This is a genomic window from Nocardiopsis aegyptia (genome assembly GCF_013410755.1).
In the GTDB taxonomy this organism is placed as follows: domain Bacteria; phylum Actinomycetota; class Actinomycetes; order Streptosporangiales; family Streptosporangiaceae; genus Nocardiopsis; species Nocardiopsis aegyptia.
This window is the reverse complement of the sequence record NZ_JACCFS010000001.1, coordinates 5,768,066-5,794,521: the sequence shown is the minus strand read 5'-3', so window position 1 is coordinate 5,794,521 and position 26,456 is coordinate 5,768,066. Positions and strand designations below refer to the sequence as shown.

The window sequence follows — 26,456 nt, the reverse complement described above, 5'->3', positions numbered from 1 at the left end:
GGGTCACCCCGTCATGGCGGGGCTCCGGCTGCGGATGACGTGGGTGACCAGTTCCACCAGCACGTCCCGGCACGAGTCGCGGTCGCGGGCGTCGGCCATCACGACCGGCACCGCGGCCGGGATGTCGAGCGCCTCGCGTACCTCGGCGGCCTCGTAGGGCTCCGAGCCGACGAACCGGTTGACCGCGACGACGAACGGCAGCCCCTGGCGCTCGAAGAAGTCCACCGCGTGGAAGCACGTGTCCAGCCGGCGGGTGTCGGCCAGGACGACGGCGCCCAGGGCGCCCGAGGCGAGTTCGTCCCACATGAACCAGAAGCGGTCCTGCCCCGGCGTGCCGAAGAGGTAGAGGACGATGTCGTCGTTGATCGTGATGCGGCCGAAGTCGAGCGCGACGGTCGTGGTGCTCTTGCTCTCCACCCCGCCCAGGTCGTCCACCCCGTAGCTGGCCTCGGTCATCACCTCCTCCGTGCTCAGCGGGGTGATCTCGCTGACCGAGGCCACCAGGGTGGTCTTGCCGGCGCCGAATCCCCCGGCGACGATGATCTTGACGGCCTGCGGGATCGCCTCCGGCGTTCCCTGGCCGGTCTCAGAGTCTGCGGATGCCATCGAGTACCGCCTGAAGTACTTTCTTCTCGGGGAGTCGGGTCACGGGCACGGCCGCCCGCGTGCGTACGTCGCCCTCGGCGACGAGGTCGCCCAGGAGCACCTTGACGACCGTCAGGGGCATGTCGAGCCGCGCGGAGACCTCCGCGACGGAGATCGGCCTGTGGCACAGCCGCAGGATCTCCTTGTACTCGGGTTCCAGGTGGTGTTCCTCCCGGTCGCCGGCGGCCACCACGATCGTGATCATGTCCAGGGCCGGGCCCGCGGACCGGGGCCGCGTCCGTCCCCTGGTCAGGGTGTAGGGGCGCACCAGGGGTTCGGAGGGCCCGTCCCCCCGTGCCACGCCCGCGGCGGGCCCCTCGGACGTGGGGTGGCCCCCGCCGCGCCGCCGGAAGGGCGCGGGGCGCTCGCGCGCCGCGCCCCCCGCCGCCTCCACCGCTCCGGCCCAGGCGGTTCCCGGCCGTTCCCAGGGGTTCACGACCCCGCACCGCCCATCGCGGTCAGGTGGCCGGCCCGCCGCGGCGCGGCCGTGAGGAACTGGCCCACGCGCTTGACGCGCAGGTTCATCTCGTAGGCGACCAGGCCGACGTCGGCATCCTCGGTCGCCAGCACCGCCAGGCACGCCCCCGTGCCCGCGGCGGTGACGAAGAGATAGGAGTGCTCCATCTCGACCACGGTCTGGCGGACCTCTCCGCCGCCGAAGTGGCGGCCGGTCCCCCGGGCCAGGCTCTGGAAGGCCGACGCCACCGCCGACAGGTGTTCGGCGTCCTGGGAGGAAAGTCCTCGCGAACCGCCCAGAAGCAGGCCGTCCGACGACAGGACGATCGCGTGTGCGGCTCCGACGACCCGGTCCACCAGGTCGTCCAGGAGCCAGTCAAGGTTGTCCGCGGCCCCGCTCATTCCCACCATCTCAGTCGCTCTCTCCCCTGCGGTCATCGGTGCTGGCACCGACCTGGTCACTGCCGTACTCCCGTCCGGTCTCCTCGACGTCCGCGGCGCGCCCCCTCCTGGTGCCCGCGCTGAACGCGTCCATCATCCGGCGCGCCTCCTCAGGACTGCGCTCGGTGGCGTCCGGCCGCTCCCCCGGGTCCGGTTCGACCGGGACCCCGGCGGCGGTGTCGTGCTTGAGCTGGGGCGCGAGGCTCGCCTGGCGTCTGCGGCGCGGCAGCCCGGGCCGGTCCGGGCGGGCGCCGACCCTGCCGGGGAGCGTGGGCTCGGGGGCGTCTCGCGGTGCCGTGGGGGTGTCGGCGGGGGCAGGGGTGTCCGTGGCGGCTCCAAGGGGGTGGGCGCCGGTGTCGGTGGCGAGGTCGGGGACCTGGCGCAGGAGGGGACCGTTGCGGCGCTCCACGGCGGGACCGTCCTCGCCAGGTGCGGGCACCGGGCGCAGCAGGGCGCGCGCACCGCGCGGGGTGTCCTCGGGGGCGAGCACGTCACGGGCCCGGCGCGTGGCGCGCTCCTCGCGGGAGACCTTCTGGTCGAGCAGGTCCCGGCGTGCCAGCGCCGCGATGCGGGGGCGCTCGGTGCCGGGGCCGGGCTGGGCGGCGACGAGCGCCGAGGGGATGAGCACGGCCGCGCGCGTCCCCCCGTAGGGCGAGGGGCGCAGCTGCACCTGGATGTCGTGCTTGGCGGCCAGGCGGGCGACGACGAACAGGCCGAGCTGGGCGTCGGTGCCCGGCACCATGACGTCGAACTCCGGTGCCTCGCTGAGCGTGGTGTTGGCACGGGCCAGGGCGTCCTCGGCCATGCCCAGGCCGCGGTCCTCGATCTCGACGGCCACGCCCTTGGGCACGGTCTCGGTGACGATGGTGACCTCGGTGTGCGGCGGCGAGTAGGCGGTGGCGTTCTCGACCAGCTCGGCGATCATGTGGATGACGTCGGCGACGACGGCTCCGGACAGGGACAGGTCGGGCACCGACACCAGCCGGACCCGGGCGTACTCCTCCGTTTCCGAGATGGCGCCGCGCAGGATGTCGACGATCGGGATGGGGTGGCGCCAGCGGCGGCCGGGCTGGGCGCCGCCGAGGATGATGAGGTTCTCGGCGTGGCGGCGCCCGCGGGTGGCCAGGTGGTCGAGCTGGAAGAGGCTCTCCAACAGGTCGGGGTCCTCCTCCTCGCGCTCCACGCGGTCCAGGAGCTGGATCTGCCGCTGGACGAGCGACTGGTTGCGGTGCGCGATGCCGAGGAAGACGCGGCTGACGCCCGCACGGATGTCGGCCTGCTTGACGGCGGCGCCGACGGCGGTCCGCTGGGCGATGTTGAAGGCGTCGGCGACCTGGCCGACCTCGTCGTCGCCGTGGTCGAGCTGCTTCATCTCGGTGTCGAGGTCGACGCTCTCGCCCGCTTCCAGCCTGCGCACGATGCGCGGCAGGTCGGTGCGGGCGGTGCCCAGGGTGTCGGCGCGCAGCCGCGCCAGCCGGTAGGTGAGTCGGCCGACCGAGTGCGCGGCCACGCCGTAGGCGACGGTGCCCGCGAAGAGCGAGGTGATGCCGCCGCCGAGCGCGAGCGAGAACATCCAGGTGCTGGCGGAGTCGGTGGCGTCCACGACGGAGGCGGCCCGGTCGGCGGTGATGGCGCTCAGGTCGGCGTTGACCGCGTCGGCCGCCTCGCGCCAGCCGTCGAGGCCGGCGGGCGGCGCGGAGCCGCGCTCCACCTCGCCGGTGACCGGGTCCACGGCCACCTCGGCCTCGTGGCGGGCCAGGGTGCCGGCGATGGACAGGGCGTCCTGCCAGGGCTCGCCGGCGGCCAGGGTGAGGGGGTTGGGTCCCCCGTCGGCCTCCTCGACCGCGTCGGTGCCACCGGTGCCGGCCGTGCCCGTGGGATCGGCCGGATCGACCTCGGCGGACGGCGCCGCGTCACCGGTGTGGACGGTCTCGACCCGGTGCCGGGCGTCGGCGGTCAGGGCGGCGATCTCGGTCTGGTCGGTGCGGGTGAGCGTGTCCCTGGCGAGGACGGAACCGATGACGGCGTCGGCGTGGCTGAAGCTCTCCTGTGCCCACATCAGGTCGGTGGTGGCGGAGGCCTCGGCGGAGGCGGTGCCGTCGTCGAGGGCGCGCGCGGTGCCGGCGTAGAGGCGGATGCCCTGGTGGATCGCGGTGGTGTAGGCGAGCAGGGCGGCGTCGGCGTCCCCGGGGGCGGTGAGGTTGTCCGCGCGCAGTTCCGTCACGGCCCCGAGGGAGTCGACGAAGTCGTCGGCCAGCGGGGCGGTGGCGGGGTCGTCCTGGTCACCGAGGTCGTCGGCCAGGGACCGCAGGTCGTCGACGGCGAGGTCGGTGTCGGTTCCCGCCGCGGCCAGCGCGTCGCGGCGGTCGCCGGTGGGCGCGGCCAGGTACTCCGCCCCGATCCGGCGCTCCTCCTGGAGCAGCGTCAGCAGTTCGGCCAGCTCGATGCCGGCCCGGCCCTCGCTCAGCGCGGCGCGCAGCGAGACGGCCTGGGCCAGCGTCGCCGCGCTGATGACGACGAACAGCACCAGGAAGGTGATGCTGGGAATCAGCACGATCCGGTTGAGCTGGGCCCTGATGCCGCGCTTGTTACCCCCCGGCTGCGCCATTGCGTTCCTCCCACGGACTGGTCGCGAGCGCCGGTCGCCGTGGCCGTACCGCGGACTGTCACGGTACGCACAGGAGAGGCCACGTGGTGCCCGCAGATTCTGGACGCTATCGCACTCCCGGCGCGGGTGCGGGGGGATTGGCGAAATGAGGGCGCGCCCGGCGCGGACATGACCGACATGGCCGTCGGGGCGGGCGCCGGGCACGCGTCGGGGGGCCTTGCGCGCGGGCCGGGACACGCGCAGGCGCGCACCCCCGGCGGGGGGTGCGCGCCTGTGCGTCGGTGCGGTCGCGGGCCGGAGGCGGCTCCTATCCGAACGCCTTGCGGTACTCCGCGGCGCCCGCGCGCAGCCGTTCGAGCTGCTCGGCCACGCGCACCGGGGCGGTGCCGCCGCGGCCGGACCGGGAGGCCAGGGAGCCCTCGACGGTGAGGACCTCGCGCACAGCCGGGGTCAGGTGCGGGGAGATCGCCGCGAAGTCCTCGTCGGTCAGGTCGGGCAGGTCGATGCCGCGCTCCTCGCACACCCGCACGCAGGTGCCGGCGATCTCGTGCGCGTCGCGGAAGGGCACGCGCTCGCGGACCAGCCATTCGGCGATGTCGGTGGCCAGGGAGAAGCCCTGCGGCGCCAGTTCGGCCATGCGGTCGGTGTGGAAGGTGAGGGTGGCGACCATCCCGGTCATCGCGGGCAGCAGCAGGTGGAGGGTGTCGACGGCGTCGAAGACCGGCTCCTTGTCCTCCTGCAGGTCGCGGTTGTAGGCGAGCGGGAGCCCCTTGAGGGTGCTCAGCAGGCCGGTGAGGTCGCCGATCAGCCGTCCCGCCTTGCCGCGCGCGAGTTCGGCGACGTCGGGGTTCTTCTTCTGGGGCATGATCGACGAGCCCGTGGAGAAGGCGTCGTCCAGGGTGACGAAGGAGAACTCCTTGGTCGCCCAGAGGATGACCTCCTCCGAGAGGCGGGACAGGTCGACGCCGATCATCGCGGTGACGAACGAGAACTCGGCGACGACGTCACGGGCCGCGGTGCCGTCGATGGAGTTGTCGACGGACTCGGGGAAGCCGAGTTCGGCGGCCACCGCCCGCGGGTCCAGGCCCAGCGAGGACCCGGCCAGCGCGCCCGACCCGTAGGCGGAGACCGCGGCGCGCCGGTCCCAGTCGAGCAGCCGCTCGACGTCGCGCATGATCGGCCAGGCGTGCGCCATGAGCTGGTGGGCCAGCAGGACCGGCTGGGCGTGCTGGAGGTGGGTGCGGCCGGGCATGGCCGCACCCGGGTGCGCCGCGGCCTGGTCGGCGAGCGCCCCGACCAGGTCCAGGAGCTGGTCGGCGATGGCGCGGGCCTCCTCCCGCAGGTACATCCGCACCAGGGTGGCGATCTGGTCGTTGCGCGAGCGCCCGGCGCGCAGCCGCCCGCCCAGGTCGGCTCCGACGCGCTCGATGAAGCCGCGCTCCAGCGCGGTGTGCACGTCCTCGTCCTCCAGGACGGGGGTGAAGGCTCCCGAGGCGACGTCGGTCTCCAGGCGGTCCAGGCCCTCGATCATGCCGTCGAGCTCGTCGGCGGTGAGCAGTCCCGCCCGGTGCAGGGCGCGGGCGTGGGCGCGCGAGCCGGCGATGTCGTGCCGGGCCAGCCGCCAGTCGAAGTGGGTGCTCAGCGAGAGCCGGGCCAGCGCCTGGTCGGGGCCGCCCTCGAAGCGGCCGCCCCACAGGCGCAGGGCCGGGGGCCGGCCCTCGCCTGGCTGGTCGTTGCCGGGCCGGTCGGCCATGGTGGTTCTCCTTCGGTGCTGCGGAACGGTGGACGGGGGGTGGCGGGCGGCGCGGTCGGGCCGCGCCGCCCGGGGAGCGGGGAGTGCGCTAGCGGGTGGCGCGCCGGTCGCGGCTGCCGGCGATCCGGCCCGGCATGGCGAACACGTCGATGAACCCGCGGGCCGCGCTCTGGTCGTAGGTGTCGCCGGTGTCGTAGGTGGCCAGGTCGAAGTCGTAGAGCGCGGTCTCGCTGCGGCGTCCGGTGACGACGGCCCGGCCGCCGTGCAGGACCATGCGGATGTCGCCGCTGACGTGCCGGTTGGCCTCGGCGACGAAGCCCTGGAGGGCGTCCTTGAGAGGGGAGAACCACAGGCCGTCGTAGACGAGTTCGCCCCAGCGCTGGTCGACGCCGCGCTTGTAGCGGGCCAGTTCGCGTTCGACGGTGACGTTCTCCAGTTCCTGGTGGGCGGTGATGAGGGCGATGGCGCCGGGCGCCTCGTAGACCTCGCGGCTCTTGATGCCGACCAGGCGGTCCTCGACCATGTCGATGCGGCCCACGCCGTGGTCGCCGGCGCGGCGGTTCATCTCCTCGATGACCTGGAGCGGGGTGAGCTCGCGGCCGTCGATCGCGGTGGGCACGCCGTCGGCGAAGGTGATGACGAGTTCGTCGGGCTCGCGCGGCTCGGCCGGGTCCCGGGTGTAGTCGTAGACGTCCTCGATGGGGCCGTTCCAGATGTCCTCCAGGAACCCGGTCTCGACGGCGCGCCCGAAGAGGTTCTGGTCGATGGAGTAGGGCGACTTCCTGCTGACGTCGATCGGCAGGCCCTTGTCCTCGGCGAAGGCGATGGCCCGGTCGCGGGTCATGCCGGAGTCGCGGACCGGGGCCAGGACCCTCAGCTCGGGGAAGAGGGCGGCCAGGCCTGCCTCGAAGCGGACCTGGTCGTTGCCCTTGCCCGTGCAGCCGTGGGCGACGTGTGTGGCGCCGTGGTAGCGGGCGGCCTCGGCCAGGTGCTTGACGATGAGCGGGCGCGAGAGCGCCGACACCAGGGGGTAGCGGTCCATGTAGAGGGCGTTGGCGCGGATGGCGGGGACGCAGTACTCCGTGGCGAACTCGTCGCGGGCGTCGGCGACGACGGCCTCCACCGCGCCGCAGTCCAGGGCGCGGCGGCGGACGGCGTCGAGGTCCTCGCCGCCCTGTCCGCAGTCGATGGCCACGGCGACGACCTCGGCACCGGTCTCCTCGGCGATCCAGCCGATGGCGACGGAGGTGTCGAGTCCTCCGGAGTAGGCGAGTACGACGCGCTCGGACATGGTGTTCCCCCTGGGCTGTACGTGTGCTCGGCCGCCCCGCGGTGCGCGGTCCCCTACGGCCTGCGGTCGGCCAGCCGCAGGAGCGCGGCGGCCAGTTCGTCGCCGCCCTGGGGGTCGCGGGCGATCACCATGATGGTGTCGTCGCCCGCGATGGTGCCCAGGATGGCGTGGAAGTCGGTGTGGTCGATGGCCGAGGCCAGGTACTGGGCCGCACCCGGCGGGGTGCGGACGATGACCATATTGGCGGAGGCCTCGGCCGAGACCAGCAGATCCTCGGCCAGCCGGGTGAGTCGCGCGCCCGAGACCTGTTCCAGGTCGAGGGTGTCGGGTCGGGTGCGCTGCAGGCGTTCGCCGCCCTCGCCCGGCAGGACGTAGGCCAGGTGGCCCTCGGCGGTACGGAGCTTGACCGCGCCCAGTTCGTCCAGGTCCCGGGACAGGGTGGCCTGGGTGACCTGGACGCCGGCCTCGGCCAGGCGCTTGGCCAGCTCGCCCTGCGACCGCACGTCCTCGCGGGTGAGGACGTCGCTGATCCTGGCGTGTCTGGCCGCCTTGGTCATCGGCGCCGTTCCACCGCTCTCACTCGTCATCGTCGCTCTGTCCCGGGGTCGTCACTGGCGTCGAGCAGGAAGGCGAGCAGGGCCTTCTGTGCGTGGCGGCGGTTCTCCGCCTCGTCCCAGACCACGCTCTGGGGGCCGTCGATGACGCCCGCGCTGATCTCCTTGCCGCGGTAGGCGGGCAGGCAGTGCAGGACGACCGCCTCGGGGTCGGCGGTGCCCAGGAGCGCCTCGTCGATGATGTAGGGGCGGAAGGGCGCCTCGCGGTCCGCGGCCTGGTCCTCCTGTCCCATGGAGACCCAGGTGTCGGTGGCCAGGACGTCCGCGCCGTCGGCGGCCGCGCGGGGGTCGGTGGTGACGCCGACCGAGCCTCCCGTGCCCTCGGCGATCTCGGCCGCGCGGGCGAGCACGTCGGGGTCGGGGTGGTAGCCCTCGGGCGCGCCGACGCGCACGTGCAGTCCGGCTGTGGCCCCGCCGAGCAGGTAGGAGTGGGCCATGTTGTTGGCGCCGTCGCCGAGGTAGGCGAGGGTGAGCCCGGCCAGGGTGCCCTTGTGCTCGCGGACGGTCTGCAGGTCGGCGAGGATCTGGCAGGGGTGGAACGCGTCGGTGAGCGAGTTGACCACGGGCACGGAGATGTGGTCGGCCAGGGTCCGGATGTCGCTCTGGGCGAAGGTGCGCCAGACCACGGCGGCGACCTGGCGCTCCAGGACGCGGGCGGTGTCGGCCAGGGGCTCGCCGCGGCCCATCTGGGTGGTGGAGGAGTCCAGGACCAGGGGGACCCCGCCGAGGTCGGCCACGCCCACGCTGAAGGACAGCCGCGTGCGGGTGGAGGGCTTGTCGAAGATCAGCGCGACGGTGCGGGGCCCGTCCAGGGGGCGCCGGCCGAAGGGGTCCTTCTTCATGGCGTCCGCGAGATCGAGCACCCGGGCCTGTTCGGCCGGGCTGAGGTCGTCGTCGCGCAGGAAGTGCCGGGTCATGACGTGCTCTCCTTGTTCGCGGCGGCCTCCGCGGCGTCCAGGATGGTCGGCAGGGCCTCGATGAACACCCCGATCTGCTCGGGGGTGATGACCAGGGGCGGGGCGAGCCGGACGGCGTCGGGGGCCACCGCGTTGACGAGGAAGCCGCGGACGGCGGCCTGCTCCTGGACGTGGGCGGAGTGCGGCCCGGTCAGGAGCAGGGCACGCCACAGACCGACGCCGCGCTGGCCCGCCAGGAGGGGGTGGTCGACGCCCTCGATCTGTTCGGCGAGCAGGTCGCCCATGACGGCGGTGTGGGCGAGCAGGCCCTCCTCCTCGATGGTGTCCAGGACGGCGAGCGCGGCGGCGCAGGCGACCGGGTTGCCGCCGAAGGTGGAGCCGTGGTCGCCCTTGTGGAAGGCGTCGGCGTAGCGGCCGAAGCCGACGGTGGCGCCGATCGGCAGGCCGCCGCCGAGGCCCTTGGCGAGGGTGAGGACGTCGGGGCGCACACCCTCGGCCTGGTGGGCGAACCACTGGCCGGTGCGTCCGATGCCGCTCTGGATCTCGTCCAGGACGAAGGCGGCGCCGGTGTCGTCGCAGATCCGGCGGACGCCGGCGAGGTAGCCGTCGTCGGCGGTGACGACCCCGGCCTCGCCCTGGGCGGGTTCGGTGAAGACGGCGACGCAGTTCTGGTCGACCGCGTCGGCCAGGGCGTCCAGGTCGCCGTGGGGGACGAAGCGCACGTCCATCCCGAAGGGGCCGAAGGGCTCGCGGATGGCGTCCTTGCCGGTCAGGGCGAGCGAGCCGGAGGTGCGGCCGTGGAAGCCGTGGGTGGCGGCCACGAAGTAGTGCCGGCCGGGTCCGGCGGCGCGCTTGACCAGTTTGAGGGCGGCCTCGTTGGCCTCGGTGCCGGAGTTGGCGAAGAACACCTTGGCGTCGCCGCCCAGGAGCCCGACGAGGCGCTCGGCCAGCTGGACCTCGCGCTCGTGCACGAAGAGGTTGCTGGTGTGGGCCAGGGTGGCGGCCTGGTGGGCGATGGCCTTGACCAGCGCGGGGTGGCCGTGTCCGAGGCTGGACACGGCGATCCCGGCGATGAGGTCGAGGTACTGGCGCCCGTCCGCGTCGTAGACCTCGCAGCCGCGGCCCAGGGTCAGGGCCACGGGCGGGACGCCGTAGTTGGGCATGAGCGCGGCGGCGAAGCGCTCGCGCAGGTCGCTACTGGTCACTGGGAGCCTCCGGTGGGAGTGTCGGTGCGGTGGTCGGTGGCGCGCCAGGGGCGCGGGTAGTGGCCGTTGCCGGCGAGCAGGGCCGCCTCCAGTTCCTCGTCGGCGACCATGGTGCCCACGCCGCGGTCGGTGAAGACCTCCAGGAGCAGGGAGTGCGGCACGCGGCCGTCGATGATGTGGGCCTGCGGGACGCCGCCCTCGACGGCGGCCAGGCAGGCCTCCATCTTGGGCACCATCCCCGAGGAGAGCGAGGGCAGCAGTGCGCGCAGCTCCTCAACGTTGAGGCGGCTGATGAGGTCGGTGTTGGCGGGGTAGTCGGCGAACAGGCCCTCGACGTCGGTGAGCATGATGAGCTTGCTGGCGCCCAGGGCGACGGCCAGCGCGGCGGCCGCGGTGTCGGCGTTGACGTTGTACACACCGCCGTCGTCGGCGCGGGCGACGCTGGAGACGACGGGGATGCGGCCGTCGGCGATGAGCGCGGCGACGGCACCGGGGCTGACCTCGGTGACCTCGCCGACACGGCCGATGTCGAGGTCCTCGCCGTCGACGGTCACGGTCTTGCGCTCGGCGTACAGGAGGTTGGCGTCCTCCCCGGACATGCCGACCGCGAACGGCCCGTGCTGGTTGACCAGACCGACGATCTCCCGGTTGACCTGGCCGGTCAGCACCATGCGGACGATGTCCATGGCCTCGTCGGTGGTCACCCGCAGCCCGGCGGTGAAGGTGGACTCCACGCCGGCGCGGTCCAGCTGGGCGCTGATCTGGGGGCCGCCGCCGTGGACGACGACGGGGCGCAGGCCCGCGTAGTGCAGGAAGACGATGGACTCGGCGAAGCGGACCCGCAGTTCCTCGCTGATCATGGCGTTGCCGCCGTACTTGACCACGACGGTGCGGCCGTGGAAGCGGGACAGCCAGGGCAGCGCCTCGATGAGGTTCGCGGCCTTGTCGATGGCCTGGGCCTGGTCTGCTGAGGGTGTGTCGGAGCGCGCGATCATGAGCCTTCCGCCCGGTCATGGGAGTGTGCTGGGGTCGAGGGGTCGGCGGCCACCTGGGCCGCCAGGTCGGCGCACACGTCGGTGAGCAGTGCGGCGAACCCCTCCTCGTCGGGGACGGTGCCGGCGGCACCGCTGGCCATGAGCAGCACCGTGTCGTTGGTGGCGCCCAGCGGCGCGAACGCCTTGGCGACGGCCCGGGCGAGCAGGAGCTCGCACTGCGGGCCGGTGAGGTCGGCGTCCGTGGTCAGGACGGCCAGGACGCTGGAGACCGAGGCGTCGGGTCCCTTGGCCATGGCACCGATCGTGTAGCCGTCGCCGCGCCGGAAGACGATCTTGGCGACGGTGTCGGTCGTGCGGAGGGCGTCGGCGGCGGCCAGTCCCCCGCTGCGGGAGGCCTCGGCGAGGGCGTCCGCGGTGCCCTGGCGCAGGGCGTCCAGGGGCGGTCGCGTCCCGGGGTCGCCGCAGGCGCACACGACGATCTCCGCGGCGGAGTCGTCCAGGACGCCCGCGGCGTGCTCCGCCTGCGCGTGCACGTCCTGGAAGCCCAGGGGCCCCGCGGCGGCGTTGGCGCCCCCGGAGGCCAGGACCGCGGCGCGGACGCGGTGGCCCGAGGCGACCTGGCGCGACCACAGGACCGGGGCGGCGGAGTCGTCGCGGGTGAACACCGCGGCGGCGGCCCGGGAGGGGCCGTCGTTGATGACGACGGCCACGTCCCTGGCCCCGTCGTCCCTGGTTCCCGCTGCGACTCCCGCGGCTCTGAAGCCGCGGGGGGCGGTGACACTCACGGTGATGCCTCTCTGTGTTCGGGGCGCTTCACGCCGGGGCCTTCGTCGTCGCTACTGCCTGGCTCGCAGGCTCGCCGGCGGCAGAGACTCCTCCTGCAGGCACCGGCGCGCCCCTCACACCTGTGCCTTCCTTGGGCCGCCGCTCGTGCCCACGCCGTCGCCCACCACCACCCTCAACCGACGCCTGCGGCGCAGTCCTTCCTGCTTCGGCCCGGACAGACCCCCTGTGGCCCCCGCGAGCTGAACCACGTACCTCTCACCCCCTGTGGTCCCCGCGAGCGATCCCGCTGAGCTTCAGCCCCCCGTGGTCGCGGAGAGCGGGACCGCTTCGGCCCGGGGTACCGGTGGGCGGAAACCTCGCTCAGGGGGCGACGGCGGCGAGCGGAAGGCCGGTCTCCTCGGGCAGGCCGAGGGCGACGTTGGTGCTCTGGACGGCGCCGCCGGCGGTGCCCTTGGTGAGGTTGTCCAGGGCGGCGACGACGACCATGCGGCCGGCGTCGGCGTCCACGGTGACCTGGAGGAGGGTGGTGTTGGCGGCCAGCGTCATGGCGGTGCTGGGCCAGGTGCCCTCGGGCAGCAGGCGGGTGAAGGGCTCGTCCGCGTAGGTCGTCTCGTAGGCGGCGCGGACCTGGGCGGGGGTGACGCCGTCCTTGAGGGGGGCGGTGCAGGTGGCGAGGATGCCGCGCGGCAGGGGCGCCAGGACGGGGGTGAAGGACAGCTTGACGGGTTCGCCCGTGACGGAGGTGAGGTTCTGCACGATCTCGGGGTTGTGCCGGTGGGTGCCGCCGACGCCGTAGGGGCTGAGCGCGCCCATGATCTCGCTGCCGATGAGGTTGGGCTTGGGCGCCTTGCCCGCTCCGGAGGTACCGGTGACCGCGACGACGGTCAGGTCGGGCTCGACGAGCTGCTCGGCCAGTCCCGGGAAGAGCGCGAGGGTGGCGACGGTGACGTGGCAGCCGGGGACGGCGACGCGCCGGGCTCCGGCGAGTCGGTCGCGCTGGCCGGGGAGTTCGGGGAGACCATAGGGCCAGGTGCCGGCGTGGGGCGTGCCGTAGAACCGTTCCCAGGCGGAGGCGTCGTTGAGCCGGAAGTCGGCTCCGCAGTCCACGACGAGCACGTCGTCACCGAGCTGCTGGGCGATGTCGGCGGACTGGCCGTGCGGGAGCGCGAGGTAGACGACGTCGTGGCCGCGCAGTTCCTCGACGGTGGTGGGGGCCAGGACGCGGTCGGCGAGCGGCAGCAGGTGCGGCTGGTGCTGGATCAGCGGGGTGCCGGCGTTGCTTCCGGCGGTGAGGGTGCCGATCTCGATCTCGGGGTGGCCGAGCAGCAGGCGGAGCAGCTCGCCTCCCGCGTAGCCGCTGGCTCCGGCGATCGCCGCGCTGTATCCCATGGTGCCGCTCCCCCTCCTGAATCCTGACTGGACTATCATGCATGCCTCTGCAAGTTTATGCAACCAGGATGGTGCGCGCCGCGGCGGGGCGGGGGTGGTGCGGTCAGCGGCCCGCGATGCGGGTGGCCAGCCCGGCGAAGCGGGAGGTGTGGGCCTTGTCCTCGGGCGTGCGGGACTCGCGGCGGTCGGCGGTGCGGTACAGGCCGTAGATCATCTGGGTGCCCACCCAGCGCAGGGGCTCGGGCTCCCAGCCGCGGACCTGGTGGCCCACCCAGGGCAGGCGGGTCAGGTCGGACTCGCGGCCCAGCACCAGGTCGCGCAAGGTGCGCCCGGCCAGGTTGCTGGTGGCCACACCGCTGCCGACGTAGCCGCCGGCCCAGCCCACGCCGGACGCGGTGTCCAGGTGCACGCTGGGGCACCAGTCGCGGGGCACCCCGAGTACACCGGACCAGGCGTGCTCGACCGGGACCTCCGAGGCGTCGGGGAAGAGCCGGACGAGGGCCTGCCACAGCTCCACGATCGCCTGGGGCTGGGTGGCGCCGTCGTCGTCCTGGGCCGAGCCGAAGCGGTAGGGCACACCCCGCCCGCCGATGGCGATGCGGCCGTCGGCGGTGCGCTGGGCGTAGACGTAGGAGTGCGCGGAGTCGCCCAGGACTTCGCGGCCCTCCCAGCCGATCTTCTCCCAGAGTTCGTCGGAGAGCGGCTCGGTGGCGATCATGGAGGAGTTCATCGGCAGCCACTCGCGCTTGTGGCCGCGCAGGGTGGAGGTGAAGCCCTCGGTCGCGCGGATCACGTGCTCGGCGCGCACGGTGCCGTGGTCGGTGACGACCGCGGGGGCGGAGGTGCCCTCGCGGGGGCGGATCTCCTCGACCGCGGTGCCCTCGAAGAGGTCGACGCCGAGCCCCTCCACGACCCGGGCCAGGCCCGTGACGAGCTTGGCGGGGTGCACGCGCGCGGCGTGCGGGGAGTAGGCGGCGGCCACCGCGCCCGCGACGGACAGCCGGGGCTCGTGGTCGGGCTCCAGCAGGTGGACGTCGTCGGGCCAGTAGCCCCACTCCTGCAGGTACTCGATCTCCTCGACCAGGCGGGCGCGCTGGGCCGCGTTGGTGGCGACCAGACGCATGCCGCCCCGCACGATGTCGGCGTCGATGCCCTCGTCCCGGGCCACGGTGGCGACCTCGTCCACGGTGTGCATCATCGCGCGCTGCAGAGCGATCATCGACGACTTGCCATGTGACTGAGCGTAGCGCTCGCGCGAGCCCGCGAACTCGGCCGAGAGCCACCCTCCGTTACGGCCCGAGGCCCCGAAACCGGCGAACTCACGTTCGATGACCGCGATCCGCAGGTCGGGTTCGGCCTTCTTGAGGTAGTAGGCGGTCCACAGGCCGGAGTAGCCCGCGCCGACGACGCACACGTCGTACTCCGCGTCGCCCGGAAGGGGGTCGCGGCGCTCGGGCAGACCGATGTCGCGGAACCAGAAGGAGACACCGCCGTTGGCGAAGCGTGTGGACCGGGGAATCGGCCTCAACTGCGCGGCAGTGGTGAACAGTCTCATCATTCCCCCCGGAACCTCGGTGTCCCCGCGGTCCACCCCGCATGGGACGCGCGAACTCCCGCCAACTTACACGGGAACGGCGGCCCATGTGGCCGTGTCCACGCATTCGGACGGGACCCGCGCGGAGGAATGAGGCAATTCGGCTACCTAGCGTCGCCGGTTCGGATCCGACTCAGTCGCACGCGCTGTCACGCAGCGTACGGGCGATGGCGGCGAGCCGTCGAACGCCGTCGACGCCGAGCGGACCCTGGACGTGCTCGCGCAGTCGGTCGACGTGGTTGGTGCGCACCTCGCGAATGAAGGCCAGGCCCGGTTCGGTCAGGACCGCGTAGACCACGCGGCGGTCCTCGGCGCAGTTGGCCCGCTCCAGGTAGCCCTCGCGTTCGAGGCGGTCGGCGAGCTTGGTGAACCCGCCGGTGCTCAGGCTGACCTCGCGGGCCAGCCGGCTCATGGGCAGCCGGTGCCCTGGCGTGCGCTGGAGTCGGATGAGGACCTCGAACCACGGGCCCGCCATGTCCCTGCCGTCGGGCGTGATCCCGCCCAGCAGCTTGGGCTGGAGCGCGCTCATCGCCTCGTGGACCAGCCCCCAGGCGGTGATGAGGTCGTCGTCGCTGAGCTCGGCCGCTCCCGCGTCCGCCCTCGGCTCGTTCTGCTGCGTCGTCATGGCCGCCCCCGTCACCTGGCGGATACCTCCCGGCACCTCACCCATCCGAAGAATCTTCCCAGCAAATATTACTCGATGGTCGGGAAGCGGGCCATGGACGAAAGATCACACCCGGCGCGCGGAAGCGGGCCGGGTTCGGAGTGCGACGGTGGGAGGAGCGGTTCTCTTTTCTTCGGGTCGGGTCCGGCCACGCCCCCGGCATGGCCGGACCCGACCCGGCGTCAGTACCTGACGGCGGTCGCTCCGTGGCGGGCGGCGACGGCGTCGAGCGCCCCCGCGAGCGTGGAGACCAGGTGGTCGATCTGTTCCCAGGTGATGATCAGCGGCGGCGAGACCAGCAGCGCCCGGGGCACGGGACGCAGGATGACGCCGCGGGCGCGCGCCTCGGCGAACACCTCCGCCGTGGTGATCCCCAGGTCGTCCAGGGCCTCGCCGGTGAGCTCCACCGCCCCCATGACGCCCATTCCGGAGCGCACCTCGGCCACCAGCGGGTGACCGGACAGCGTGCGCAGGGCCGCGTCCAGGTGGCGCTCGACCTCCAGCGACACCGTGAACAGGTCCTCGCGCTCCAGGATGTCCAGGTTGGCCATCGCCGCGGCGCAGCCCGCCGGGTGCCCGGCGTAGGTCGTCCCGTGCATGAACGGGTTGCCCGCCTCGTTCCAGAACGGGTCGGCCACACGGCCGCTGACCACGACCCCGCCCAGCGGAAGGTAGCCGCTGGAGACGCCCTTGGCGAAGACGATCATGTCCGGGCTGACACCGAAGCGCTCGATGCCGAACCAGTTGCCCATCCGTGCGAACCCGCAGATGACGCTGTCGACGACGAAGAGCACTCCGTACTTGTCACAGATCCGGGCGACCTCGGTGAAGTAGTCGTCCTCGGGCAGGAACACCCCTCCGGCACCGATCACGGGCTCGGCGAAGAACGCCGCGACCCGCTCCGGCCCGACCCGGAGAATCTCCGCCTCCAGGGCCGCCGCAGAGTCGTGCGCGACCACGGACGTGTCCTCGATCAGGCGCCCGTAGCCGGTACGGAACCGCTCCATGCCGATGATGCTCGTGCCGAAACCGTTCAGGCCGTGGTAGCCGCCCGTACGGCTGATCAGGTGTGTGCGCTCGGGGCGGCCCAGGACCGCCCAGTACCGCCGCGCCAGCTTGGCGGCGGTGTCGATGGACTCCCCTCCCCCGCAGGTGAGGATCACCCGGGGGTCGACGACCGGGGCGTGCGAGGCCAGCCGCTCGCTCAGGTCCCTGGCCGGAGCGTTGGAGAAGTCCCCGTAGACGGTGTAGGCGTCCAGAGTGGTCATCTGGCGGTAGACCGCGTCCGCGATCTCACGGCGCCCGTGCCCGACGTTGCAGTACCAGAGACTGGCGGTGCCGTCGAGGTAGCGGTCACCGGACTCGTCCCACAGCCATACGCCCTCGCCTCTGGCGACGACGAACTCGGGGCCGCGGGCCACGGCGTTCATATCGCAGAACGTGTGCCACAGGCGGTTGGGCTCCCGGTGGTCCCTGGGAGCGAGCGCGGACGAGACAACCGTTTCGGTCATATGGCGACCTCCGAGCCGTGTCTTGCGCAGCAGCGCAGCGGAAAACTCAGGTTGCCTGCCTCTGCACCGGGCGCCCAGTCCTCAGCAGGTGATTGCAGGCTAAGCTCACGACCGCCCCCGCAGCAAGAGTCAAAACGATCCTTCATGCCCCGAAACCCAAACTTCATGCCGACTACCCTCGGTGAAGCACCGCAAAACCCGGCCTACGCAGCGAAAACGCCCCCAAAAATTCATTGGAGACCAAGGTCAGAGATCGGACCTTTGACGTCTGGCCGGGGGTCGGAGGGGCGCCCGTAGCACGTTCTTCACACACGGCGGCGGGGCCGGTCCCCCCACCTGGGAGACCGGCCCCGCTCGGGTGCCTTGAGCACGGGAACCTTCGGGCCCTACGGTGGGATCGCTCGTCCCTCACGATCCCACCTGCGGACCCTCCAGAACCCCGTCGGCACCCTCCCTGTACCCCTTCGGTCCGGGCGTCGTGTGTCAGCCGCGCAGGGCCGCCCCGGTGCGCTCGGCGGCCAGCGCGACCGCCGCGTCGCGCGCCGCGCCCGCCTCCTCGGCGGTCAGCGTCCGGTCCTCGGCCCGGAACCGCAGGGTGAAGGCGGCCGACTTGCGGCCCTCCCCGACCTGCTCGCCCGTGTAGACGTCGAACAGCCGCACGCTCTCCAGCAGCTCGCCCGCCCCTTCGGCCAGCGCGTCGCCGACGGCGCCCACCGGCACCGACTCGTCCACGACCAGGGCCACGTCCTGGGTGGCCACCGGGTAGGTGGACACCGTGGGAGCGGTGTCGCCGTCCCGGGCGCGCTCGATCCGGTCGAGCTCGACCTCCATGGCGCAGGTCCGCTCGGGCAGGGCGAACGCCTTGACCGTGCGCGGGTGGAGCTCGCCCGCGTGCCCGACGAGCAGGCGCTCGCCGTCCACGCGCACGTACAGCGCGGCGCACCGGCCCGGGTGCCACGGCGCGTGCCGGTCGGCCTCGACCTCCAGCTCGACCCCGGCGGTCCGGGCGATGTCACGGGCGGCCTGGATCGCGTCGGCCCAGGTGGCCGGCCGGCCCGGGCCCCACCAGCCCGCGCGCTCGGCGCTCCCGGCCAGCACGGCGCCCACGCGGCGCGGCTGGTCGGGCACGGCGGCGTCGATCTGGCGCAGCTCCTCGGCGCTGGGGCCGCGGTCCACGGGCAGCAGCGGGGCGCGGGTGGCGCCCGGCTCGGGCCGGTAGACCAGCCCCATCTCGAACAGGGCCACGTCGGTGAACCCCCGGCCCACGTTGCGGGCCAGGGCCTTGAACAGGCCCGGCAGCAGCGTGGTGCGCAGCAGCGGCTCCCGCTCGTTGAGCGGGTTGGCCAGGCGCAGGCTCACCCGGCGCGCGTCGTCCTCCTCCAGTTGGAGCCCGTCGAGGTCGGCCTCGCCCACGAACGGGTAGCTGAGCACCTCGTTGTAGCCGGTGTCGGCCAGCACCCGGCCGAGCGTGCGGCGCAGCCGCTGGCTCGGGGTCAGGCCGCGCCCGGCGGGGGCCCGCGGCGGGATCGAGGGAATGTTCTCGTAGCCCTCGAAGCGGATGACCTCCTCGGCGAGGTCGTTGGGGTCGGTGAGGTCGGGCCGCCAGGTGGGGGGGGTGACCTCCAGGACGGCGTCGCCGCGCACCCCGCAGCCGATCCGCTCCAGCCACGTGCGCGCGGTGCCCTCGGGGTAGTCCACGCCCGCGACGTCGCCCGGGTGGGTGGCGCGCAGGGTGATGGGCTCGCGGGCGGCGGACTCGTCGATGTGGGTGTAGGCCTCCTCGACGCGCGCCCCGCCCAGCTCGGCCAGCAGTTCGACGGCGCGTGTGGCCGCCACGGCCTGCGCGGCGGAGTCGATGCCGCGTTCGAAGCGGCGCGAGGACTCCGAGGACAGCTGGTGGCGGCGCGAGGAGCGAGCGATGTGCATGGCCTCGAAGTGCCCGGCCTCGATCAGCACCGAGGTGCTGGTCAGGGAGATCTCCGTGGTCAGGCCGCCCATGACGCCGGCGATGTTGACCGGTCCGGTCTCGTCGGCGATGACGATGTCGTCGGTGTCCAGGACGCGCTGGACGTGGTCCAGGGTCTCCAGCTTCTCGCCCTGGGCGGCGCGGCGCACCCGCAGGGCGCCCTTGAGCCGGTCGCGGTCCCAGGCGTGCAGCGGCTGGCCGAGTTCGAGCATCACGTAGTTGGTGACGTCGACGGCCAGGGAGATGGGACGCACTCCGCTGTGGGCGAGGCGGCGCTTCATCCACAGCGGGGAGGGCGCGTCGGGGTCGAACCCGGTGACGCCGCGCAGGACGTAGCGGTCGCACACGGCGGGGTCGACCGTGGCGGGGTGGCCCTCGCCCGTGGGCGCGGCGACGTCGAGCCCGGCCGGGTCGCGCAGCTCCACCCCGTACAGGGCGGCGGTGTCGCGGGCCACGCCGCGCATCGACAGCGCGTAGCCGCGGTCGGGCGTGACGGCGATGTCCAGCACGTCCTCGCGCAGGCCCAGCGGGCCGATGGCGTCGTCGCCGACCGCGCCGAAGCCCTCGGGCAGGACCACGATGCCCGCGTGGTCCTCCCACAGGCCCAGCTCGGTGGCGGAGCAGATCATGCCCGCCGACATTCGGCCGTAGGTCTTGCGGGCCCCGATGCTGAACCCGCCGGGGAGCACGCCGCCGGGCAGGACGACCACGACCAGGTCGCCCTCGGAGAAGTTGCGGGCACCGCAGACGATCTCCTGGGGCTCACCGGTGCCGTTGGCCTGTCCGACGTCCACCTTGCAGTGGCGGATGGGCTTCTTGAAGCCTTCGAGCTCCTCGATCTCCAGGACGCGGCCGAAGACGACGGGGCCGGTCAGGTCGGCGCCGAGCTCGTCGACGGTCTCGACCTCCAGACCGGCCAGGGTCAGCTTCGTGGCCAGCTCGCGGGCGGTGACGTCGGCCGGAAGATCGACGTACTCCCGCAGCCAGGAAAGGGGGACGCGCATCAGTTCTCACTCCCGAACGCCGAGGTGAAGCGGATGTCGCCCTCGACCATGTCGTGCATGTCGCGCACCCCGTGCGCGAACATGAGTGTCCGTTCGATTCCCAGGCCGAAGGCCCAGCCGCTGTAGACCTCCGGGTCCACCCCGGCGGCGGTGAGCACGCGCGGGTTGACCACGCCGCAGCCGCCGATCTCGATCCAGCCCTCGCTGGAGCAGGTGCGGCAGGGCGCGTCGGGGTCGCCCACGGACGCGCCCCGGCACACGAAGCACTCCATGTCCACCTCGGCGGACGGTTCGGTGAAGGGGAAGTAGGAGGCGCGGAAGCGGGTGCGCAGGCCCTCGCCGAACATGCCGCCGACGAAGGCGTCGATCGCCCCGCGCAGGTGCGCGAGCGTGATGCCCTTGTCCACGACCAGCCCTTCGAGCTGGTGGAAGACGGGGCTGTGCGTGGCGTCGAGCTCGTCGGTGCGGAACGTCTTGCCCGGCGCGACGACGTAGACGGGCAGCTCGCGGGTGAGCAGCGAGCGCACCTGCACCGGCGAGGTGTGCGTGCGCATGACCAGCCCGGTCTCGCCGCCGTCGGGGCTCTCCACGAAGAACGTGTCCTGCATGGTGCGGGCCGGGTGGTCGGGCAGGAAGTTGAGGGCGTCGAAGTTGAACCACTCCGCCTCGATCTCGGGGCCCTCGGAGACCTCGAAGCCCATGCCGACGAAGATGTCGGCCATGCGCTCGGCCACGGTCGTCAGCGGGTGGCGCGCGCCGCGCGGTGCCCGGTCCCAGGGCAGGGTGACGTCGACCCGCTCCTCCACCAGGACGCGCTCGTCGCGCTCGGCCTCCAGAACGGCCTGGCGGGCCTTGAGGGCCTGCCCGACGTCGCGGCGGGCCCCGCCCACGCGCTTGCCGGCGTCGGCCTTGGCGGCCGGCGGCAGGGCGCCGATCTCCCGGTTGGCCAGGGCCAGCGGGGACCGGTCGGAGGCGTGCGCGAGCCGGACCTCCTTGAGTTCGGCGAGGTCGGCCGCGGCCTCGATGGCGGCCAGGGCCTCCTCGCGCATACGGGCGACCTCGTCGGGGTGGAGGGGGGTCACCTCGACCGGATCGAAGGAATTGTTCGGTGCAGACATGGTTGGTTGCCTCGCCGCCGCACCCCGCGGGGGTGGACGGCAGTCACGGTCCGCGCGGGGCGGACGAAGCCGACAGGACAAGCACAGGCGGGTTGCGGGCGTGCCCGGCACCGGGCCGGGGCACGACACGGGAGCCCACCGGGGCCGAAGGGTCTGAGGGACTCAGACGAACTCGGGTGTCCCGGCGGGCATGGTAAATCGGAACTCGGCGCCGCCGCTGGGGGCGCGTCCGACGGTGATCGTACCGCCGTGGGCCTCGACGAGGCCCTTGACGATGAACAGGCCGAGGCCGGTCCCGCTCCGGCGCTTGCTGCGCCAGAACTGGCGGAAGACGCGCGGAATGGTCTCAGGTGCAATGCCCTGGCCCTCGTCGCGCACCGACACCGCTGCTCCTCCTTCACACGGCTCGATCACGATACTGACAGTACCAGCGCCGTGCCGCACACCGTTTTCGACGAGGTTGAGCAGGATCTGCTCGATCTTGTCGGCGTCCAGCCACAGTTGCGGGAGTTCGCCGCGGGTCTCGACCCGGAAGCGCTCCTCGGGCTCGCCGGCGGCGACGCGGCCGGCCACCACCCGGCGCACGGCCTCGCCGAGGTCGACGACCTGGCGGCGCACCTCCAGACGGCCCGACTCGATCCGGGACACGTCGAGGAGGTCGTGGATGAGGCGGGTGACGCGGTCGGCGTCGGCGTTGACCGTCTCCAGCATGAACAGCTTCTGCTTGTCGGTGAGCCGTTCCCACTTGGCGAGCAGGGTGGAGGTGAAGCCCTTGACGCTGGTCAGGGGCGAGCGCAGTTCGTGGGCGACCTCCGAGACGAGGTCGGCACGGCTGCGTTCGGCCCGGGCGGCGGCGTCGCGCAGCGTGACGACCAGGCGGACGAGTTCGCCGCCGGGCCGGGCCCGGACGTAGCGGGTGGCCACGAGGATCTCGCGCTCGTCGGGCAGGAACAGCGAGCGCTCGGACTGGCGGACGCGGTCCCGGGCCCCGCCGTAGGGGTCGGTCGCCTCCCACCAGTCGTGCCCGTCGAGGCCGACCAGGGGCAGGGCGGTGCGGAAGTCGCGGCCGAGCGCGGACTCGGCGGGGACGCCGGTCAGGTGGGAGGCCACCGCGTTGAACAGCACGACGCGCCCGCGCGCGTCGGCGACCAGGACGCCGTCCGGAAGGTCGTCGGCGTGCAGGGGGCCGCCGCCGAGGTGGCCCGAGGCTCCCTCGACGTCCCACAGGGCGGCCGGCGGCGGGTCGGCCACCGCGTGCACGGGGGCCGTCGGCGGTGCCGGGAGGAAGGGGCCCGCTCCGTCGGCGGCACCGGATACGGCGGGACCGTGCCCGGGTCCGGGGTCGTCCGAGGAGTGCGCCGTCCCCCCGCCCGAGCCACCCTCCGGGTGATCCGCCTGTCGGCCGCCGCCCACGCCTCTCCCCGCTCCCCTTGAAGGTCCACGACCACAGGCTCCTGGGCCGCGGACCGCTGACCGATCACATCCACCACACGCCCGTGGACGCCACCGCAGGTGATCTACCCTGCACTTCCACCCGGTACGCCTGACGGCCCGGGTCGGGACCGTCCGGCAGGGGACGAGCGTATAGGCACTCCGTGCGCACACGGCAACCCGAAGGCGGGCCACGCCGCCTTCCGGGATCCGCCCGCTCTCACGTGCTGCCAAGCCTGCCCGGTCTCAGCGGACCGGCGCAGCCCCGTACCCGCGACACGGGTCGGCCCGCGCCGGCCGACCCGTGTCCCGCATGGGCGACCCGGGACTGCGCAGAGCCTATCGGTCCACGGCGGTCGAGCCCTGGTGTTCCGGACATTCCGTCCGCGACTCGTGGTCGGTGTCGCGGGCCGCGCGGGGTGGGGCGGCCCGGTCCGGTGCCGCTCAGGCGCTGCGCTGCTGCCGAGCGGTGGTGTACAGGCACACCGCCGCGGCGGTGGCCAGATTCAGGCTTTCGGCCCCGCCGTAGATCGGCACGCTGACCGCGCCGTCGGTCTGGCGGACCACGTCCTCGGGCAGTCCCCAGGCCTCGTTGCCGAACACCCAGCCCACGGGGCCGTCCAGGTCACCGCCGTCGGCGACCTGGTGCAGGTCCTTGGGCCCGCCGCCGTCCGCGGCCCACACCCGGGCCCCGCGGCCGCGCAGGAACTCCACGGCGGCACTGACCGGCACCCCCACCACGACGGGCAGGTGGAACAGGCTGCCGGCGGAGGCGCGCACGCACTTGCCGTTGTAGGGGTCCACGGAGGCGTCGGTGAAGATCACCACGTCGGCTCCCGCGGCGTCGGCGGTCCGCAGGACGGTTCCGGCGTTGCCGGGGTCGCGCACGTGCGAGAGCACGACCGCCATGCGCACGTCGCCGACCTGGTCGAGGGGGACGTCGACGAACTCGCAGACCGCGATGACCCCCTGCGGGGTGACGGTCTGGGCGAGCTCGGACATCACGTCGAGGCTGACGCGGTGGGTGGGCACGCCCGCGGCGTGGGCGGCGTCCACCAGGTCCAGATGGCGCTGGGCGGCCTCCGCCGTGGCGAAGACCTCCACGACGCCGAGGGCGGCCCCACCGTAGGGGGACCGCCCGTCGCGGCCGCCGTCGACGGCGGCCAGAGCCTCCCGCACCGCTTGCGGCCCCTCCGCGAGGAAGCGCCGCTCACGTTGGCGGAAGGTGCGCTTGGCGAGCCGCCGAACCCCCTTGATCCTGGGTGACCGGATACTCGTGAATTCGTGGCTCGCCATCGCTACTCGCTGTTGTCTCTCGCCTCGGTCGCGCTAGGCGGCGGCCGGGGTGGCCGGAAGGGCCTTCTTGGCCTGCTCGACCAGGGCCGCGAAGGCGGCCTCGTCGTTGACGGCCAGCTCGGCCAGCATGCGACGGTCGACCTCGATGCCGGCCAGCTTCAGGCCCTGCATGAGGCGGTTGTAGGTCAGGCCGTTGGCGCGGGAGGCGGCGTTGATGCGCTGGATCCACAGACGACGGAACTGCCCCTTGCGGTCCTTGCGGTCCCGGTAGGAGTAGGTCATCGAGTGGAGCATCTGCTCCTTGGCCTTGCGGTACAGGCGCGAGCGCTGCCCGCGGTATCCGCTGGCCCGGTCGAGAACGACCTTGCGCTTCTTCTTGGCGTTGAGAGCCCGCTTCACGCGTGCCACAGTGACTCCCTCGTAGTCTCAAATCCGGCGCGCACGGCGCGCCGACCGGTCCGGCCGGGACTGGTCCAGGCGGCCCGTGTTCGCTTCAGGTGGGTGCCCTCCGGGTGCCGTCTGTGCACCGACGCGCGGTCGGTCGCACGGGCACGCCCGGGAGGAGAGAAGTTCCGGGCGCTACTTGCCCAGGAGCTTCTTGATGCTCTTGGTGTCCGCGGGAGCCAGCTCGGCCTCGTTGCTCAGCTTGCGCTTGCGCTTGGAGGTCTTGTGCTCAAGGATGTGGTTCTTGTTGGCACGGCGGCGCATGATCTTGCCGGAACCGGTGACCTTGAAACGGTCCTTGGCTCCGCTGTGGGACTTGTTCTTCGGCATGTCGCCGTCGTCTCCTACTCCGTCGGCGCGCCATCCGCTCTGGGCGGCTGACGCTGTTCTTCCCCTGCTATGGCGGGGCCCCGCGCGCCGACACCGACGCATCCGGGCCGATCGCGCACAGCCCACCCCACCACCCGGTTCCGCTTTCGCGGCGGTCCGGGCGGTGGGGGACTTCCCCGGGCGCCGTTACGCCTGTTCGCGCTGCTCGCGGCGGGTCTTGTCGCCTGCCGCGGCGCGGGCCTCGGCCTTGTGCTCGGACCGCCGCTTGTGCGGGCCGATCACCATGACCATGTTGCGGCCGTCCTGCTTGGGCTGGGACTCGACGGTGCCGAGGTCCTGGACGTCCTCGGCCAGTCGCGCCAGCAGTCGGCGGCCCAGCTCGGGGCGGGACTGCTCGCGACCGCGGAACATGATCGTCACCTTGACCTTGTCCCCGCTCTTGAGGAACCGGACGACGTGACCCTTCTTGGTCTCGTAGTCGTGCGGATCGATCTTCGGGCGGAGCTTGATCTCCTTGATGATCGTGTTCGACTGGTTCTTGCGCGACTCACGGGCCTTGACCGCGGACTCGTACTTGAACTTGCCGTAGTCCATCAGCTTGGCGACCGGCGGGCGCGCGGTCGGGGCGACCTCGACGAGGTCGAGGTCGGACTCCTGGGCCAGACGCAGGGCGTCCTGCACGGAGACGATTCCGACCTGCTCACCGTTGGGTCCGACGAGACGGACCTCGGGCACCCGGATGCGGTCATTGATGCGGGGCTCGGCGCTGATGAGACCCCTCCCTAGCTTTCTCGATTACCTGGGACCGACCGTCCGCCAGGCGGTGGACGGTCTGTTAGGCCCGTTCGCTCGTGCTCCGTCGAACTCCGGGGCCGCGTCGGGGTCAGCGCAAAACGAAAACCCCGCCAGCATGTGCAAGCGGGGTGATCCAGCCGATTGTTCCCGATGACGGACATCACGCGCACCGGACGCCCCGGACAGGGCGTCCCGTGAGCTGAGCGCGACGCGCTCGATCACCGGACCGGGACCTACACGGGCAGGACCCGGCAGGTGGGAGGATCATCTCCGCTTGCGGCTCCGGCGCGCGAACACGCCGGACCAAGTCGATACGTACCGACTATAGCAGCACTTCGGGAGCGCCCGGACCGCTCAGGCCGCGGCCCTGCGGCGCTCCAGCTCGGCCTCGCCCGCGGCGCGCATCGCGGCCACGGGGACGTCCTCGACACCGGTCATGAGGCGCACCTGGGCCACGGCCTGGTGCAGGAGCATCGGGAAACCGCCCACGACGCGGCCGCCCCGCGCGGCGACGGCCTCCGCGGCCCGGGTGGGCCAGGGCGCGTACACCACGTCGAACAGGTCGGCGCGGGAGGCCGCCAGGTGCCCTGTGTAGTGGTCGGCCGCGCCCGAGGGCAGCGACGAGACCACCAGGTCGACATCCAGGTGGGCCCCGATGTCGGTCAGCGGGGCGACCTCCAGCGGGTGGCCGAGCCGTCGCGCGGCGTCGGCGACCTCGCCGGCCCGGCCGGTGTCCCTGGCCAGGACGGTGACCGGCTCGCGCACACCCAGCTCGCACAGGGCGGCCAGTGCGGAGGCGGCGGTGGCGCCGGCCCCCAGCACCACCGCGTCCCTGGGCGCCCCGGCCCCGGCCTCGGTCAGGGCGGTGGCGATCCCGAAGACGTCGGTGTTGTGGGCCGACCAGCCCCGGCCCCGGGGCACCAGGGTGTTGGCGCCGCCGACCTGGCGGGCCAGGTCGGTGACCTCGTCGGCCAGGTCCAGGGCCCGCCGTTTGAGCGGCATGGTCAGCGACAGGCCGCGCCACTCGGGGCCGAGCCCCTCCAGGAAGGGGGCCAGGCCCTTCTCGTCGCACTCGAACAGGTCGTAGGACCAGTCGTCGAGCCCCATCGCCGCGTAGGCCGCAGTGTGCAGGACCGGTGAGAGCGAATGGGCCACCGGCGATCCCAGGACGGCCGCGCGTGCCAGAGTCATGCTTGTCCCGTG

At 73.0% G+C, this 26,456-nt stretch carries 23 protein-coding genes; all 23 read right to left on the bottom strand.

The window, feature by feature from the left end; all coding sequences use genetic code 11:
* Positions 1 to 3: 3 nt before the first annotated feature.
* The 23 genes from HNR10_RS25925 to HNR10_RS25815 all read right to left on the bottom strand — a co-directional run bounded on the left by HNR10_RS25925 (position 4) and on the right by HNR10_RS25815 (position 26,444).
* The gene (locus HNR10_RS25925; protein WP_179827921.1) at positions 4 to 606 is read right to left on the bottom strand and encodes a GTP-binding protein; all 603 of its coding nucleotides are present in this window, start codon (positions 604 to 606) and stop codon (positions 4 to 6) included.
* Positions 587 to 1,039 carry a DUF742 domain-containing protein gene (locus HNR10_RS25920; RefSeq protein ID WP_312889521.1) on the bottom strand — a complete coding sequence of 151 codons (453 nt, stop codon included), beginning with the start codon at positions 1,037 to 1,039 and terminating at the stop codon, positions 587 to 589. The genes HNR10_RS25925 and HNR10_RS25920 overlap by 20 nt, the downstream gene beginning before the upstream one ends.
* A gap of 38 nt (positions 1,040 to 1,077) precedes the next feature.
* The gene (locus tag HNR10_RS25915) at positions 1,078 to 1,512 is read right to left on the bottom strand and encodes a roadblock/LC7 domain-containing protein (protein ID WP_179827920.1); all 435 of its coding nucleotides are present in this window, start codon (positions 1,510 to 1,512) and stop codon (positions 1,078 to 1,080) included.
* A 1-nt stretch (position 1,513) separates the two neighbouring features.
* Positions 1,514 to 4,150, bottom strand: a complete 2,637-nt coding sequence (locus HNR10_RS25910; RefSeq protein ID WP_179827919.1) for a sensor histidine kinase — start codon at positions 4,148 to 4,150, stop codon at positions 1,514 to 1,516.
* 307 nt (positions 4,151 to 4,457) lie between these two features.
* Entirely contained in the window at positions 4,458 to 5,903 is a 1,446-nt protein-coding gene (gene argH, locus HNR10_RS25905) for an argininosuccinate lyase (protein WP_179827918.1), read from the bottom strand.
* Positions 5,904 to 5,991: 88 nt separating this feature from the next.
* On the bottom strand, positions 5,992 to 7,194 hold the full coding sequence (locus HNR10_RS25900) for an argininosuccinate synthase (RefSeq protein ID WP_179827917.1): 1,203 nt from the start codon (positions 7,192 to 7,194) through the stop codon (positions 5,992 to 5,994).
* Between the two features lie 53 nt (positions 7,195 to 7,247).
* Entirely contained in the window at positions 7,248 to 7,781 is a 534-nt protein-coding gene (locus HNR10_RS25895; RefSeq protein WP_179827916.1) for an arginine repressor, read from the bottom strand.
* Complete coding sequence (gene argF, locus HNR10_RS25890; protein ID WP_179827914.1) at positions 7,778 to 8,725, bottom strand: ornithine carbamoyltransferase; 948 nt, start codon at positions 8,723 to 8,725, stop codon at positions 7,778 to 7,780. The genes HNR10_RS25895 and argF overlap by 4 nt, the downstream gene beginning before the upstream one ends.
* Positions 8,722 to 9,930 carry an acetylornithine transaminase gene (locus HNR10_RS25885; RefSeq protein ID WP_179827912.1) on the bottom strand — a complete coding sequence of 403 codons (1,209 nt, stop codon included), beginning with the start codon at positions 9,928 to 9,930 and terminating at the stop codon, positions 8,722 to 8,724. Before HNR10_RS25885 ends, argF begins: the two co-directional genes overlap by 4 nt.
* Positions 9,927 to 10,925, bottom strand: a complete 999-nt coding sequence (gene argB, locus HNR10_RS25880; RefSeq protein ID WP_179827910.1) for an acetylglutamate kinase — start codon at positions 10,923 to 10,925, stop codon at positions 9,927 to 9,929. Before argB ends, HNR10_RS25885 begins: the two co-directional genes overlap by 4 nt.
* Entirely contained in the window at positions 10,922 to 11,710 is a 789-nt protein-coding gene (locus HNR10_RS25875) for a bifunctional ornithine acetyltransferase/N-acetylglutamate synthase (RefSeq protein ID WP_179827908.1), read from the bottom strand. The genes argB and HNR10_RS25875 overlap by 4 nt, the downstream gene beginning before the upstream one ends.
* 361 nt (positions 11,711 to 12,071) lie before the next feature.
* The gene (gene argC, locus HNR10_RS25870) at positions 12,072 to 13,100 is read right to left on the bottom strand and encodes an N-acetyl-gamma-glutamyl-phosphate reductase (protein ID WP_179827905.1); all 1,029 of its coding nucleotides are present in this window, start codon (positions 13,098 to 13,100) and stop codon (positions 12,072 to 12,074) included.
* Between the two features lie 103 nt (positions 13,101 to 13,203).
* The gene (locus tag HNR10_RS25865) at positions 13,204 to 14,655 is read right to left on the bottom strand and encodes an NAD(P)/FAD-dependent oxidoreductase (RefSeq protein WP_179829967.1); all 1,452 of its coding nucleotides are present in this window, start codon (positions 14,653 to 14,655) and stop codon (positions 13,204 to 13,206) included.
* 172 nt (positions 14,656 to 14,827) lie between these two features.
* Positions 14,828 to 15,319 (bottom strand): MarR family winged helix-turn-helix transcriptional regulator, encoded by a 492-nt coding sequence (locus HNR10_RS25860; RefSeq protein ID WP_179827904.1) that lies wholly within the window; start codon positions 15,317 to 15,319, stop codon positions 14,828 to 14,830.
* Positions 15,320 to 15,540: 221 nt separating this feature from the next.
* On the bottom strand, positions 15,541 to 16,788 hold the full coding sequence (locus HNR10_RS25855; protein WP_246407663.1) for an aminotransferase family protein: 1,248 nt from the start codon (positions 16,786 to 16,788) through the stop codon (positions 15,541 to 15,543).
* Positions 16,789 to 17,352: 564 nt separating this feature from the next.
* Positions 17,353 to 19,839, bottom strand: a complete 2,487-nt coding sequence (gene pheT, locus HNR10_RS25850; protein ID WP_179827900.1) for a phenylalanine--tRNA ligase subunit beta — start codon at positions 19,837 to 19,839, stop codon at positions 17,353 to 17,355.
* Positions 19,839 to 20,957 carry a phenylalanine--tRNA ligase subunit alpha gene (pheS, locus tag HNR10_RS25845; protein ID WP_053618962.1) on the bottom strand — a complete coding sequence of 373 codons (1,119 nt, stop codon included), beginning with the start codon at positions 20,955 to 20,957 and terminating at the stop codon, positions 19,839 to 19,841. The genes pheT and pheS overlap by 1 nt, the downstream gene beginning before the upstream one ends.
* A gap of 162 nt (positions 20,958 to 21,119) precedes the next feature.
* Positions 21,120 to 22,370, bottom strand: coding sequence for a sensor histidine kinase (locus HNR10_RS25840; RefSeq protein ID WP_376769774.1), 1,251 nt, complete (start codon positions 22,368 to 22,370; stop codon positions 21,120 to 21,122).
* 462 nt (positions 22,371 to 22,832) lie between these two features.
* Positions 22,833 to 23,684, bottom strand: a complete 852-nt coding sequence (locus HNR10_RS25835; protein WP_179827898.1) for a TrmH family RNA methyltransferase — start codon at positions 23,682 to 23,684, stop codon at positions 22,833 to 22,835.
* Between the two features lie 33 nt (positions 23,685 to 23,717).
* Positions 23,718 to 24,092, bottom strand: a complete 375-nt coding sequence (gene rplT / locus HNR10_RS25830; RefSeq protein WP_179827896.1) for a 50S ribosomal protein L20 — start codon at positions 24,090 to 24,092, stop codon at positions 23,718 to 23,720.
* Between the two features lie 171 nt (positions 24,093 to 24,263).
* Entirely contained in the window at positions 24,264 to 24,458 is a 195-nt protein-coding gene (gene rpmI / locus HNR10_RS25825) for a 50S ribosomal protein L35 (RefSeq protein WP_179827892.1), read from the bottom strand.
* 186 nt (positions 24,459 to 24,644) lie between these two features.
* Entirely contained in the window at positions 24,645 to 25,211 is a 567-nt protein-coding gene (gene infC, locus HNR10_RS25820; protein ID WP_255351859.1) for a translation initiation factor IF-3, read from the bottom strand.
* Between the two features lie 396 nt (positions 25,212 to 25,607).
* Positions 25,608 to 26,444 carry a shikimate dehydrogenase gene (locus HNR10_RS25815; RefSeq protein ID WP_179827889.1) on the bottom strand — a complete coding sequence of 279 codons (837 nt, stop codon included), beginning with the start codon at positions 26,442 to 26,444 and terminating at the stop codon, positions 25,608 to 25,610.
* Between the last annotated feature and the right edge of the window lie 12 nt (positions 26,445 to 26,456).

Bases quoted from the DNA above. Each gene is read 5' to 3' on its own strand.
- HNR10_RS25900 (WP_179827917.1), bottom strand. From the start codon at position 7,194: ATGTCCGAGCGCGTCGTACTCGCCTACTCCGGAGGACTCGACACCTCC.
- HNR10_RS25855 (WP_246407663.1), bottom strand. From the start codon at position 16,788: ATGAACGCCGTGGCCCGCGGCCCCGAGTTCGTCGTCGCCAGAGGCGAG.
- HNR10_RS25865 (WP_179829967.1), bottom strand. From the start codon at position 14,655: ATGAGACTGTTCACCACTGCCGCGCAGTTGAGGCCGATTCCCCGGTCC.
- pheS (WP_053618962.1), bottom strand. From the start codon at position 20,957: ATGTCTGCACCGAACAATTCCTTCGATCCGGTCGAGGTGACCCCCCTC.
- HNR10_RS25835 (WP_179827898.1), bottom strand. From the start codon at position 23,684: ATGGCGAGCCACGAATTCACGAGTATCCGGTCACCCAGGATCAAGGGG.
- argB (WP_179827910.1), bottom strand. From the start codon at position 10,925: ATGATCGCGCGCTCCGACACACCCTCAGCAGACCAGGCCCAGGCCATC.
- HNR10_RS25860 (WP_179827904.1), bottom strand. From the start codon at position 15,319: ATGACGACGCAGCAGAACGAGCCGAGGGCGGACGCGGGAGCGGCCGAG.
- argF (WP_179827914.1), bottom strand. From the start codon at position 8,725: ATGACCCGGCACTTCCTGCGCGACGACGACCTCAGCCCGGCCGAACAG.
- HNR10_RS25815 (WP_179827889.1), bottom strand. From the start codon at position 26,444: ATGACTCTGGCACGCGCGGCCGTCCTGGGATCGCCGGTGGCCCATTCG.
- HNR10_RS25915 (WP_179827920.1), bottom strand. From the start codon at position 1,512: ATGGTGGGAATGAGCGGGGCCGCGGACAACCTTGACTGGCTCCTGGAC.
- pheT (WP_179827900.1), bottom strand. From the start codon at position 19,839: ATGCGCGTCCCCCTTTCCTGGCTGCGGGAGTACGTCGATCTTCCGGCC.
- argC (WP_179827905.1), bottom strand. From the start codon at position 13,100: ATGGGATACAGCGCGGCGATCGCCGGAGCCAGCGGCTACGCGGGAGGC.
- HNR10_RS25895 (WP_179827916.1), bottom strand. From the start codon at position 7,781: ATGACGAGTGAGAGCGGTGGAACGGCGCCGATGACCAAGGCGGCCAGA.
- HNR10_RS25925 (WP_179827921.1), bottom strand. From the start codon at position 606: ATGGCATCCGCAGACTCTGAGACCGGCCAGGGAACGCCGGAGGCGATC.
- argH (WP_179827918.1), bottom strand. From the start codon at position 5,903: ATGGCCGACCGGCCCGGCAACGACCAGCCAGGCGAGGGCCGGCCCCCG.
- HNR10_RS25910 (WP_179827919.1), bottom strand. From the start codon at position 4,150: ATGGCGCAGCCGGGGGGTAACAAGCGCGGCATCAGGGCCCAGCTCAAC.
- rpmI (WP_179827892.1), bottom strand. From the start codon at position 24,458: ATGCCGAAGAACAAGTCCCACAGCGGAGCCAAGGACCGTTTCAAGGTC.